This window comes from Ruegeria sp. HKCCD7255 (genome assembly GCF_013031565.1).
In the GTDB taxonomy this organism is placed as follows: Bacteria; Pseudomonadota; Alphaproteobacteria; order Rhodobacterales; family Rhodobacteraceae; genus Ruegeria.
Genome location: NZ_WQAG01000010.1, coordinates 42,452 through 52,767, shown reverse-complemented (window position 1 = coordinate 52,767; position 10,316 = coordinate 42,452). Strand labels below are relative to the sequence as shown.

The 10,316-nt window shown below is 58.4% G+C and carries 13 protein-coding genes; 4 read left to right on the top strand and 9 right to left on the bottom strand.

From position 1 onward, the window contains the following. Positions 1 to 8: 8 nt before the first annotated feature. From GOX45_RS16695 to GOX45_RS16675, 5 genes are all read right to left on the bottom strand, one after another. A complete protein-coding gene (locus GOX45_RS16695; RefSeq protein WP_171102301.1) occupies positions 9 to 647 on the bottom strand; it encodes a glutathione S-transferase family protein in 639 nt (212 codons plus the stop codon). A 313-nt stretch (positions 648 to 960) separates the two neighbouring features. Next, positions 961 to 1,173 (bottom strand): hypothetical protein, encoded by a 213-nt coding sequence (locus GOX45_RS16690; RefSeq protein ID WP_170495439.1) that lies wholly within the window; start codon positions 1,171 to 1,173, stop codon positions 961 to 963. A 55-nt stretch (positions 1,174 to 1,228) separates the two neighbouring features. Further along, entirely contained in the window at positions 1,229 to 3,010 is a 1,782-nt protein-coding gene (locus tag GOX45_RS16685) for an acyl-CoA dehydrogenase C-terminal domain-containing protein (RefSeq protein ID WP_171102300.1), read from the bottom strand. A 37-nt stretch (positions 3,011 to 3,047) separates the two neighbouring features. After that, on the bottom strand, positions 3,048 to 3,449 hold the full coding sequence (locus GOX45_RS16680) for a MerR family DNA-binding transcriptional regulator (protein WP_171102299.1): 402 nt from the start codon (positions 3,447 to 3,449) through the stop codon (positions 3,048 to 3,050). A 255-nt stretch (positions 3,450 to 3,704) separates the two neighbouring features. Further along, complete coding sequence (locus tag GOX45_RS16675) at positions 3,705 to 4,073, bottom strand: MerR family DNA-binding transcriptional regulator (RefSeq protein ID WP_171102298.1); 369 nt, start codon at positions 4,071 to 4,073, stop codon at positions 3,705 to 3,707. A 116-nt stretch (positions 4,074 to 4,189) separates the two neighbouring features. Here GOX45_RS16675 and GOX45_RS16670 point away from each other — a divergent pair, with 116 nt between their 5' ends. From GOX45_RS16670 to GOX45_RS16660, 3 genes are read left to right on the top strand one after another with little or no spacing between them, the layout of a single operon-like run. Continuing rightward, entirely contained in the window at positions 4,190 to 4,609 is a 420-nt protein-coding gene (locus GOX45_RS16670) for a PaaI family thioesterase (protein ID WP_171102297.1), read from the top strand. A 1-nt stretch (position 4,610) separates the two neighbouring features. Continuing rightward, the gene (locus tag GOX45_RS16665) at positions 4,611 to 5,129 is read left to right on the top strand and encodes a PaaI family thioesterase (protein ID WP_171102296.1); all 519 of its coding nucleotides are present in this window, start codon (positions 4,611 to 4,613) and stop codon (positions 5,127 to 5,129) included. 2 nt (positions 5,130 to 5,131) lie between these two features. Next, positions 5,132 to 6,448, top strand: coding sequence for an MATE family efflux transporter (locus GOX45_RS16660; protein ID WP_171102295.1), 1,317 nt, complete (start codon positions 5,132 to 5,134; stop codon positions 6,446 to 6,448). On the opposite strand, the gene arsC is transcribed toward GOX45_RS16660, so the two are convergent. From arsC to GOX45_RS16640, 4 genes are read right to left on the bottom strand one after another with little or no spacing between them, the layout of a single operon-like run. Next, on the bottom strand, positions 6,445 to 6,786 hold the full coding sequence (gene arsC, locus GOX45_RS16655) for an arsenate reductase (glutaredoxin) (RefSeq protein ID WP_171102406.1): 342 nt from the start codon (positions 6,784 to 6,786) through the stop codon (positions 6,445 to 6,447). The two genes, GOX45_RS16660 and arsC, sit on opposite strands and share 4 nt — an antisense overlap. Next, complete coding sequence (locus GOX45_RS16650) at positions 6,783 to 7,841, bottom strand: quinone-dependent dihydroorotate dehydrogenase (protein WP_171102294.1); 1,059 nt, start codon at positions 7,839 to 7,841, stop codon at positions 6,783 to 6,785. The genes arsC and GOX45_RS16650 overlap by 4 nt, the downstream gene beginning before the upstream one ends. After that, entirely contained in the window at positions 7,838 to 8,269 is a 432-nt protein-coding gene (locus GOX45_RS16645) for a DUF1330 domain-containing protein (protein ID WP_171102293.1), read from the bottom strand. The genes GOX45_RS16650 and GOX45_RS16645 overlap by 4 nt, the downstream gene beginning before the upstream one ends. Beyond that, positions 8,266 to 8,604, bottom strand: a complete 339-nt coding sequence (locus tag GOX45_RS16640; protein ID WP_171102292.1) for a DUF952 domain-containing protein — start codon at positions 8,602 to 8,604, stop codon at positions 8,266 to 8,268. The genes GOX45_RS16645 and GOX45_RS16640 overlap by 4 nt, the downstream gene beginning before the upstream one ends. Before the next feature lie 107 nt (positions 8,605 to 8,711). On the opposite strand from GOX45_RS16640, the gene GOX45_RS16635 reads away from it, so the two are divergent. Beyond that, positions 8,712 to 10,295, top strand: coding sequence for a bifunctional UDP-sugar hydrolase/5'-nucleotidase (locus GOX45_RS16635; protein WP_171102291.1), 1,584 nt, complete (start codon positions 8,712 to 8,714; stop codon positions 10,293 to 10,295). Positions 10,296 to 10,316: the final 21 nt, after the last annotated feature.

Here is a 10,316-nt window from a genome sequence, read left to right as displayed (position 1 = left end):
TCTTCTCCTTAAGCGCGATCCGACGGGTTGCCGGGCATCAGGTCATAGGGGTGTTTCCAGCCGGGCTGAGCAGACAGGCGCGTCAGCCAGGCATCGATATGGGGCCAATCGGTGCGGTCAAAGCCAAATGGCTCGGGGTAATAAAGATAGCCGCAACAGCTGAGATCGGCATTTGTGATGCCATCGCCGACAATCCAGTCGCGCCCATCCAGATGGGTGTTGAGCGTGTCGTAAGCCGCTTTCAGACGCCCTTGGTTAAAGGCGATGACATCTGGGTTGCGATGTTGTTCGGGCAAGAAATTGATCAGGAACCGGGTCAACCCCGCCATCGAGCTGAGCTTGTGATTGTCCCACAGGACCCAGCGCAGCACGTCATACCGCTCTTGCCGGTCTTTTCCGCCGAACTTGCCGGACTTTTCGCTAACATAAGCCTGGATCGCACCAGACTGAGAGAGGCTGAACTCCTCATCAACCAAAACTGGCGCCTCACCCAACGCGTTGACTTCGCTGCGATATTCCGGTGTACGCGTCTCGCCGTTGAAAAAGTCGACAAAAACAGGTTCCCATTCTAGCCCCGACATCTCAAGCGCAAGGGCCGCTTTGTAGGAATTGCCGCTTTCTCCGAAACAGTGAAGTTTGATTGTCATTTCAACGCCCCTCCCGTGGCGCGTTTGGATAGGTCGGATTTTCCGTATTTGTAACGAGAAGAAGCCAAGGGGTTTTTCACACGTCGTAAGGATTCATTAAGGTTAATGTGGTTTTGTTCTGTGTGAGGTACAGGCTGCCGAGCCGATGACCGCACGAGGAGAAGCCCCGCCGTCCCGGTTGCGTTCTGCCAGCTATGGATGCGACCCGGATGGCGGGGTGGACGAGACTGTGCCTTCTTCTCGTTCCAAATACGGCCGCCGGAGGCGGATTCAGACTTTGCCGTAGGTGAAGTGTTAAATATTGAGCCCTGCATCATCTTTTGCGCGCTTCCAGTTCCGAGTTGAAGATGCGCAGGCGGTGGGTCAGGTTTTCCTCATTTATGACACTGTTGAAGTTCTCGAACAGAAACGACAGAGCCTCGCCTTCGTCCAAACCTGCCTCGCGGGCAAAGCCGCGAAGCTTGCGGTAGCCGTCTTCGGTCATGGCGACCGGAAAGCGGCGGGTCAGGCGAAAGCGTTTGGGCATCAGATCTCCTTTATACGGGTGGGCCTGGGCAAATCCGTCCAGGCCCAGACTGCGATCAGAATTGCGCTGCGTCCAATGACATCACGGTGTCTGCCCCGGTCTGAATGCGGGCGAGGTGAATTGCGGTGGCGGGCAGGCGGCGCGCCATATAGAAACGGCCGGTGGTGATCTTGGTCTCGTAGAACGCAGTATCCGATGCACCGCTGTCCAGAGCAACTTGCGCGGCCTTCGCCATCTGCGCCCACATCAAACCCAGGCACACATGGCCGAACATGTGCATAAAGTCGTAAGATCCAGACAGCGCATTGTTCGGATTTTTCATGCCTTCCTGCATGAAATACATGCCCGCGGCTTGCAGGTCCTTGGAGGCGGCCTTCAGCGGTTCGATAAAGGCTTTGTCATATGCTTCGTCTTTGCCGCCGTTCTCTTTGCAAAAGCTCTTGACCATCTCGAAGAACGCCATGACATGCTTGCCGCCATCCTGCGCCAGTTTCCGGCCCACAAGGTCCAGAGCCTGAACGCCGTTGGCCCCCTCATAGATCATCGCGATCCGGGCATCGCGGGTGTATTGCGACATACCCCATTCTTCGATGTAGCCATGGCCACCATAGACCTGCTGGGCCTGTACGGTCATGTCATAGCCTTCGTCTGTCAAAAAGCCCTTGATCACCGGCGTCAGCAGCGAGATCAGGCCATCCGCATCCTTGTCACCGGACCGGTGTGCTTTGTCGATCATTGTGGCGCCCCACAGGATGAACGCGCGTGCGCCTTCCGTAAAGCTTTTCTGATCCATCAGGTTGCGGCGGATATCGGGGTGTACGATCAGCGGGTCAGCTGGGCCATCGGGATTTTTCACCCCGGTTACGTCGCGGCCCTGCAACCGGTCCTTGGCGTATTCCACTGCGTTCTGATAGGCGGCCTCAGCTTGTGCCAGCCCCTGCATGCCAACGCCCAGACGGGCCTCGTTCATCATGGTGAACATGGCGCGCATGCCTTTGTGTTCTTCGCCCAGAAGATAGCCGGTCGCTTCGTCATAGTTCATCACACAGGTCGAATTGCCATGGATGCCCATTTTCTCTTCGATATTGCCGCAGGCCACACCGTTGCGCGCGCCCAGGCTGCCATCTTCGTTCACGTGGAATTTGGGCACGATAAAGAGCGACACGCCCTTGATCCCTTCGGGGCCGCCAACGATCTTGGCCAGCACCAAGTGAATGATGTTATCGGCCATGTCATGCTCTCCGGCCGAGATGAAGATCTTTTGGCCCGAGATTTTATAGCTGCCATCTGCTTGCGGTTCCGCCTTGGTGCGCATCAGGCCCAGATCGGTTCCGCAATGGGGTTCGGTCAGGTTCATGGTGCCGGTCCACTCGCAGCTGACCATGTTGGGCAGATAGGTGTTCTTTTGCTCGTCCGTGCCGTGGGCCAGAATGGCCGAAGCCGCGCCATGCGTCAGGCCCTGATACATGGTAAAGGCCTGGTTTGCGGCCGAGAACATCTCACCCACTGCTGTGCCCATCACATAGGGCATGTTCTGCCCGCCATATTCCTCGGGCATGTCCAGCCCGGTCCAGCCGCCTTCCTTGACTTGCTCAAATGCGTCTTTGAAACCAGTGGGCGTGTAAACGACGCCGTTTTCCAACCGACACCCTTCGGTGTCACCTACCACATTCAACGGGTGCAGGACGTTGCTGGCGACTTTGCCGGCTTCTTCCAGCACCGCGCCGGTGAAATCGGCTTCCAGCTCATCATAGCCGGGGATGTCCGACTGCGAGACGTTCAGAACGTCATGCAGGATGAATTGGGTATCTTTGGTGGGCGCGGTGTAGATGGGCATGTGAACCTCCCTGGTTTCGTCTGTCCAGAGGGCGGGCTTATTCAGCCGCCTTCTTTTCCTGTTTCATCGAGGCAATGACTTTTTCGCCCCAGCGTAGCTGTTCTTTCAGGTCATCGATGGCCTGTGTCAGCTCGTCCCGACGCGATTCCATATCGGCCAGACGCTCGGTCGCGATCTCATAAGTACGGCACATCTGGGTGAGCTGCTGGTCCCCCACGTGATAGAGATCCAAAAGTTGACGGATCTCTTCGAGGCTGAAGCCAAACCGTTTTCCGCGCAGAATCAGCTTCAGGCGCGCCCGGTCGCGTTTGGTGAACAAACGCTTTTGGCCTTCGCGGATCGGAAACAAAAGCTCTTTCGCCTCATAAAACCGCAGGGTGCGCGGCGTGACATCATAGGCCTCGCACATCTCGCGGATCGTCATCAGGTCTTCGGTCATGTCTCAAACTCTCATCACTGGCGTCATGCCAACCGACTTGCGCAGTCGTTGCGTGTTTTACAACATGCCGATGACGTTTACGTAATGTGGACGCTGCGTCACAAATAAGTTGACGTAACTTCCATTCGCGTAAATGGGCCGCGTTGTAATTTTCTTGCCCTTAGGGCAGCCCAAATTTCAGGTGTAGGGAGAATTGCAACGACCTTCTTTCCTGGAGCGCGCAGATGCACAGGTCAGGCTGTCACGGTGTGTGATCTATTTCAGCAGCTTTGCAGTTTGGTCGCGCAGTTCCTGCAAGGCCGTCATGGCTTCGTCCAACTGTTCGCGTTGCTTTTGCAACTCGGGCATCTGACGATCCGCCATTTCGATGAATGCCGCCATTTGCGCCTGGTTGCCCTGATCCTCGTAGATCAGCAGCCATTGACGGATTTCTTCCAGCGAAAAGCCGAATGTCCGACCGCGCATGATCAGCTTCATACGGGCGCGTTCGCGCGGGCCGTAGTAGCGCGTTCGCCCCTCACGTTCTGGCTGAAGGAGTTCGATATATTCGTAATAGCGCAATGTACGTTTGGTCACGTCAAACGCGTCGCACATTTCGTTCAGTGTCAAACGGCTTTCCGACATACCTTTCCTCCTCGGCTGCACGTTAGGCGGTCACTGTGGGCAGCGCAACAGCCGGGGTTGCTCTTTCTGGTGGTGCGGGCTCATAAAGGGGCACGACCAGAACAGGACGCAAGCCCATGGTAGACAAGACAGTTTTAGCCCGTCAGTTCATCGAGGCGATCCCGCACGCCAAGGCGCTGGGGCTGAACCTGACCAGCATTGGCGAAGGAGAGGCTGAGATCACGATGCCATACAATGCGCAGCTGATCGGTGATCCGCGCACCGGTGTTATCCATGGGGGCGCGGTGTCGACGATGCTGGATACCTGTTGCGGAGCGGCGGTCATGAGCCATCCTTCAGCGCCTGGCGGAACAGCAACAATAGATCTGCGTATCGACTACATGCGAGCCGCCACACCAGGGCAAAGCATACGGACCCGCGCCACCTGCTATCACATCACGCGCAACGTGGCATTTGTGCGGGCCACCGCAACGGATGATGACCAGGAAACACCGGTCGCAACCGCGTCCGGTGCCTTTACCGTTGAGGGTGGTTAAGATGGCGCGCTCCCGTCCAGAACCCATGCAGGTGGTCAAGCAACGCCGTGACGCGGCGCTTAAAGCGCTGGTCGAAGGCGTGCCCTATATCCGCTTTCTCGACATCACCTTTGATCGGCGCGGCGACGAGCTGACGGGTGTGTTGAACTTTGACGAAAAGCTGATTGGCAATCCTTTTCTACCCGCGATTCATGGCGGTGTCACCGCGGCTTTTCTGGAAGTGACCGCCGTGATCACGCTGAGTTGGGAAACCATGTTTCCCAGAATTGAAAGCGGCGAGATTGAAGCACAGGACATCCTGACCGACGAAAGCATCCGCTTTCCCAAAACGATCGATTTCACGGTCGATTATCTGCGCTCGGGCCTGCCACGCGACGCCTATGCGCGCGCATTTGTGAACCGGTCGGGGCGGCGCTATGCTTCGGTCCGGGTCGAAGCCTGGCAAGATAATCACGCGAAACTGTTTGCGCAGGGAACCGGGCATTTCCTGATGCCGCAACCCCCCAAACCAAAGGGCTGAGTGTGGAGGACGCCAACGCGCCCATCACCCATCGGCGCGTTCTGAAGATCGCGCTGCCGATTGTGCTGTCAAATGCGACCGTGCCCATTTTGGGTGCGGTCGATACCGGTGTGGTCGGGCAGATGGGGCAGGCGGCCCCGATCGGGGCGGTTGGCATGGGCGCTGTGATCCTGTCGGCGATCTATTGGATCTTCGGATTTCTACGCATGGGCACAACCGGTCTGGCCGCACAGGCGCGCGGGGCCGGGGACACAGCCGAGACAGGTGCGCTCCTGATGCGCGGTTTGCTGCTTGGGGGCACAGCCGGTTTGGTCATGATCGTGGCGCAACTCGGCCTGTTCTGGGGCGCCTTTGCGCTGTCACCCGCCAGCCCCGAGGTTGAGGCACTGACGCGGGATTACCTGGAAATCCGCATCTGGGGGGCGCCCGCGACGATTGCGCTGTATGCGATCACAGGCTGGTTGATTGCTATCGAACGCACGCGCGGCGTGTTTCTTTTGCAGATCTGGATGAACGGGCTGAATATTGTGCTCGATCTGTGGTTCGTTCTGGGGCTGGGCTGGGGCGTGGAGGGCGTGGCCATCGCGACGCTGATTGCCGAATGGTCAGGGCTGGCGCTGGGCGTATGGTTGTGCCGCGAAGGCTTTGCCGGCCAAAGATGGAAAGATTGGACGCGCATCTTTGATGCCCAACGGCTTAAGCGGATGTTGCAGGTGAATACGGATATCATGATCCGGTCTGTCCTGCTGACCGGGTCTTTCACCACGTTTCTGTTTGTCGGGTCTGATCTTGGGGACGTAACTCTGGCAGCCAATCAGGTGCTGTTGCAGTTTCTTGAGATCACCGCCTTTGCGCTGGACGGGTTCGCCTTTTCCGCCGAGGCGCTGGTGGGTGGCGCGGTGGGTGCACGTAACCGGGGCGCGGTCAGGCAGGCCTCGATCATGGCGTCCCAATGGGGCGTGGCGGGGGCCATCATGCTGGGGCTAATCTTTTTCCTTGCAGGGCCCGCGCTGATCGACCTGATGTCAACATCACCTGAGGTTCGGTTGGCGGCACGAGACTATTTGATCTGGGCGGCTCTTGCCCCTGTGATCGGGGTGGCAAGCTGGATGTTTGATGGCATCTATATCGGCGCCACCTGGACCCGGGCCATGCGAAACGCGATGATCCAGTCTGTTGCGATCTACGTGTTGGCTCTGTTCGTTCTGGTGCCCATGATGGGCAATCACGGGCTGTGGGCCGCGCTGATGGTTTTGAACATCGCGCGCGGTCTCACGCTGGGATGGCGCTATCCCAAGCTTGAGGCGGGGGTGGCCTAAAGCAACTCCAGCAGGGTCTCGGGCGGGCGTCCAAGCGCCGCTTTGTCACCAGCGATGGCCAAAGGACGCTCGATCAGGATAGGGTTGTCCGCCATAGCCTGGATTAACACGTCCTCTGAGTCTGTCTTCGAAAGCCCCAGCGCCTTGAAGGTCTTTTCGCCTTTGCGCATCATATCGATGGCGGGGAGACCCAACTTCTTTAGCGCGGCCCGGATCTCAGCGGTCGTGGGCGCATCCTCAAGATATTTCCGAACCTCAATCTGCGCGCCTTGATCTTGCAGCAACGCGAGGCCCGTACGTGACTTTGAACAACGCGGATTGTGCCAATATTCGATCACAGCCATTCCTCGCGTTTGCTACCCACCGCCTGTGCGACCGTAGTGTATCCATCTCGCTCCAAAAGCTGATCCAGCCCGTGGGCGATCTCAGCCGCCAAAGAAATGCCGCCATAAACCATCGCGGTATAGAACTGCACCGCAGTGGCCCCGGCGCAGATCTTGGCATAGGCCTGCTCTGCCGTGCTGATACCGCCAACTCCGATCAAAGGGATTTCGCCACCGGTCAGCTGGCTCAGCTGCGCCAATACGCGGGTCGACTTGTCGAACAAGGGTGCGCCCGACAATCCTCCGGCCTGATCCTTGTCGGCGCTGCGCAAGCCATCGCGCGACAGGGTTGTGTTGGTGGCGATCACCGCGTCCACCCCGGTCTCGCGCGCGACATCGGCGATGTCTTGCAACTCGTCTGCCGTCAGATCAGGAGCGATTTTCAGAAAGATCGGAATGGGGCGGGGCAGAGCGTCGCGGGTTTCGATCACACCACCCAACAGCGCGCCAAGCGCGGCCTTGCCCTGCAAATCCCTCAGCTTTTCGGTATTGGGCGATGAGACGTTGACCGTCGCAAAATCCAGATGCGCCGCGCAATGGGCGAGGACTTTGGCAAAATCGCCGGGACGGTCGTCGCTGTCTTTGTTCGCGCCAAGGTTCAGCCCGATCACCGCGTCTTTGGGACGCGCAGCCAGTCGCCCGGCCATGACTTCCATGCCTTCATTGTTGAACCCAAAGCGATTGATCGCGGCGCGGTCTTCGGTCAGGCGAAACAGGCGCGGTTTGGGGTTCCCGGACTGCGGGCGTGGCGTGACCGCTCCGACCTCGATGAACCCAAACCCGGCGCGCGACAGAGGGGCCAGCGCCTCACCGTTTTTGTCGAACCCGGCGGCAAGCCCAACGGGGTTGGGCAAGGTCAGCCCGGCCACATTTGTTCTCAGTCGTTCGGATGTTACCGGCCCCGGTGTCGGCGCAAGACCGGCGGTTAGAGCCTTGATCGACAGCCCATGCGCGGTTTCAGGGTCAAGCCGGTGCAGGGCTGCCAGCCCCAGTCGCTCAGTCAATTTCATCCGAAAGAGGCTCCACCTTCTGTGGGCGCACACCGGATCAGGCGAGAGGTTTCGACCGCCGCCTGCCGATGCACCACCGCTGCGCGATAGGCCGGGTCCGTAACCATCTCCAGAAACGCGTGCGCGCTGGGGTAGCGTGCTATGAACACCGCGTCCCAGGCTTCGTCCTGCGGACCGATGAGCATCGTCTGAAACGCCCCGCGCCACAGGATCGACGCGCCAAGCCGGTCGATGATCGGAGCCGTTTCCGTTCCGTAGTTGCGATAGGCCTGCGCTCCGCTCAGCCCGGCGCCCGCCAGAGCGTGATCGGTGGGGTGGTCTGCGATCTTGCGGAATTTGACCAGGTTCAGCATCTCGATCGGGTGGTCACGGTCGAGGAATTTGAATGCTTCGAATTGTTCGCGCTCGGGATCGATGAAACTGGTCATTCCATCTCCTCGGGGAATTGGTGCGCCTGACCATCAAACGGCAGGTCGCTGGCCCAGATCACATCTGACATGCGGATTTGACGGTAGAGATGTGGGAACAACGCGCCTCCGCGCGAGACCTCCCATTTCAGGTCGTCTCCCATAGCTTCACTATCGCAGGCCAGAAGGGTGAGATCGTGTTCACCCGCAAAATGCTTGGCCGCAGTTTCCTGGGCCTGCGCGGCGGTCGAGAAGTGCACAAAGCCATCGCTTACATCAATCGGGGCCCCATCCGTGGCCCCCGTTGCCTGCAACGCGGCCCATTCGTCGGCGCGGAAAATCTTGTAGATCAGCATGCGTGTGTGATGCCTCGCGCGGCGGGTAGAATCAAGCCGGATTTCCCCCTTTGACTCTTGGCCATCCACGTCGCACGATCATGCGCATAACGACAGGGAGTCCAACTATGTTCAACCGTTTGCTGACATCTGCCGCAGCACTTGGCCTAACGGCCGGTATGGCGTTTGCAGATTACAAACTGACCATTCTACATACCAACGACATCCACAGCCGCATCGAATCCATTAACAAATACGATTCGACCTGCGGCGCCGAGGACGAAGCCGAAGGCAAGTGTTTTGGTGGTGTGGCCCGGCTAAAAACACTGGTCGATGCCCGCCGCGATGCGCGGGCAGATGACAATGTATTGTTGCTGGATGCTGGTGACCCGTTCCAGGGGTCGCTGTTCTATACAACCTACAAAGGCGCTGCCGAGGCCGAATTCATGGAAGCCATCGGCTATGATGTGATGGCCGTGGGCAATCACGAGTTTGATGATGGCCCCGAAGGTCTGGCAGCATTTATCGAAGCGGTCAGTTTTCCGGTGATTTCAGGCAACCTAGACCTGAGCTCGTCGAAAGAGCTGAAGGGCAAGGTAGACAACCATGTGGTACTGGAGGTCGGTGGCCAGAAGATCGGCATCATCTCGGCCTTGGCGACAGATACGGTCGATACATCAAGCCCGGGCAAGGACGTGGTGTTTCAGGATGAGATCGAAAGTCTGAAAGCGGATGTTGCCAAGCTGCAGGAAGAGGGCGTCAACATCATCATCGCCCTGAACCATGTGGGTCTGGCCAAGGATATTGAAATTGCCGAGCAGGTGCCAGGACTTGATCTTGTGGTTGGTGGCCACTCGCACACACTCTTGTCCAATACGCAAGAAGGTGCGGCGGGCAGCTATCCCATGATGGTGGGCGATGTGCCGGTCGTTCAGGCTTATGCGTATTCGAAGTATCTGGGCGAAGTCACACTGACATTCGACGATGATGGCAACCTGATTTCGGCAGAGGGCGAGCCGATCCTGCTGGACGCTTCCGTCACCCCGGATGAGGCTATTGCTGCACGCGTGTCCGAGATGGGCGCTCCTATCGAAGAGATGAAGCAGCTGGTGGTTGCTGAAAGCGCCTCGGCCATCGAGGGGGACCGCTCGGTTTGCCGTGTGCAGGAATGTGAGATGGGCAACCTTGTGGCCGATGCGATGCTGTCTCATGTGGCAGGTCAGGGTGTTCAATTGGCCATCGCCAATTCGGGTGGTCTGCGGGCGTCGATCGACGAAGGCGAGGTCACCATGGGCGAAGTGCTGACAGTGCTGCCGTTCCAGAACACTCTGTCGACCTTCGAGATCAGCGGGCAGGGCGTCATCGATGCCTTGGAAAACGGTGTCAGCCAGGTGGAAGAGGTCAAAGGTCGTTTCCCGCAGGTGGCTGGCATGACCTTTACCTGGGATCCATCTGTTGCACCGAACGAAGGCCGGATTACCGAAGTTCTGGTGGCCAAAGGGGATGGGTTTGAACCTATCGATCCTGCGGCGACCTATCTGGTGGTGACCAACAACTATGTCCGCAATGGCGGCGACGGTTACTCGATGTTCGAAGGCGACGACAAAAACGCCTACGACTTTGGCCCGGACCTGGCAGATGTCACGGCGGCATACCTAGCCGAAAACGCACCCTACAAGCCCTATGTGGATGGGCGCATCAAGCAGAAGTAATCTCGGTAGAACTCAGAAAGG

Bases quoted from the DNA above. Each gene is read 5' to 3' on its own strand.
- GOX45_RS16690 (WP_170495439.1), bottom strand. From the start codon at position 1,173: ATGCCCAAACGCTTTCGCCTGACCCGCCGCTTTCCGGTCGCCATGACC.
- GOX45_RS16685 (WP_171102300.1), bottom strand. From the start codon at position 3,010: ATGCCCATCTACACCGCGCCCACCAAAGATACCCAATTCATCCTGCAT.
- GOX45_RS16670 (WP_171102297.1), top strand. From the start codon at position 4,190: ATGGTAGACAAGACAGTTTTAGCCCGTCAGTTCATCGAGGCGATCCCG.
- GOX45_RS16635 (WP_171102291.1), top strand. From the start codon at position 8,712: ATGTTCAACCGTTTGCTGACATCTGCCGCAGCACTTGGCCTAACGGCC.
- GOX45_RS16645 (WP_171102293.1), bottom strand. From the start codon at position 8,269: ATGACCAGTTTCATCGATCCCGAGCGCGAACAATTCGAAGCATTCAAA.
- GOX45_RS16675 (WP_171102298.1), bottom strand. From the start codon at position 4,073: ATGTCGGAAAGCCGTTTGACACTGAACGAAATGTGCGACGCGTTTGAC.
- GOX45_RS16665 (WP_171102296.1), top strand. From the start codon at position 4,611: ATGGCGCGCTCCCGTCCAGAACCCATGCAGGTGGTCAAGCAACGCCGT.
- GOX45_RS16695 (WP_171102301.1), bottom strand. From the start codon at position 647: ATGACAATCAAACTTCACTGTTTCGGAGAAAGCGGCAATTCCTACAAA.
- GOX45_RS16640 (WP_171102292.1), bottom strand. From the start codon at position 8,604: ATGCTGATCTACAAGATTTTCCGCGCCGACGAATGGGCCGCGTTGCAG.
- GOX45_RS16680 (WP_171102299.1), bottom strand. From the start codon at position 3,449: ATGACCGAAGACCTGATGACGATCCGCGAGATGTGCGAGGCCTATGAT.
- GOX45_RS16650 (WP_171102294.1), bottom strand. From the start codon at position 7,841: ATGAAATTGACTGAGCGACTGGGGCTGGCAGCCCTGCACCGGCTTGAC.